1 protein-coding gene is annotated in these 523 nt (G+C 70.7%); it reads left to right on the top strand.

Going from position 1 to position 523, the window contains the following annotated elements:
• Positions 1 to 523, top strand: a 523-nt coding sequence (locus K3M35_RS25915) for a hypothetical protein (protein WP_220667303.1), incomplete at both ends; no start/stop codon positions are given.

Raw genomic sequence — 523 nt, 5'->3', positions numbered from 1 at the left:
CCGCGGATCGACCCCCTGGCCGACGTCGAGCGCCGGGTGCTCGAACGCCTCGCCGAACCGGACACCGACGCCGACACTGCCGCCAACCCGCAGGTCAACACCGCAGCGCAGTTCCTGTCGTGGGCCGACGGGCATTTCACGGTCAAAGCCCAGGTCGCCCTCGCGGATCTGATGGCCGATCGCGACTCGCTCACCGACGAGCAGTTCCTGGTGTGCCGAGTGATGCTGTCCGACCCGAAACGCTGGGGCGAACTCGGGCACCGCGCTGCCGAGGCGTACTGGCAGGCCCGCACCGGCGAGCCGACACAGCATCCGGTCACCACCGAGGTCGCCGACGCGATCGTCGAGGCCCGCGCCGACGTCGAGCGTCCGTTCACCGAGGACTTCCTCGACACCACCCAGGCTGTACTCGACACCCAGGAGCCGGCCGAACCGGCCACCGCCGAGCAGCGCGGCGAGCACGTCGCCGCAGTGCAGGACGGGATCGACCAGGCCGCCACGGTCGAGGTCGATCAGTGGTGGG

Origin of the sequence: Rhodococcus sp. DMU2021 (genome assembly GCF_019641445.1) — a bacterium.
Lineage (GTDB): Bacteria > Actinomycetota > Actinomycetes > Mycobacteriales > Mycobacteriaceae > Rhodococcus > Rhodococcus pyridinivorans.
The sequence above is the reverse complement of the archived record's forward strand: the minus strand, read 5'-3'. Positions and strand labels throughout refer to the sequence as shown.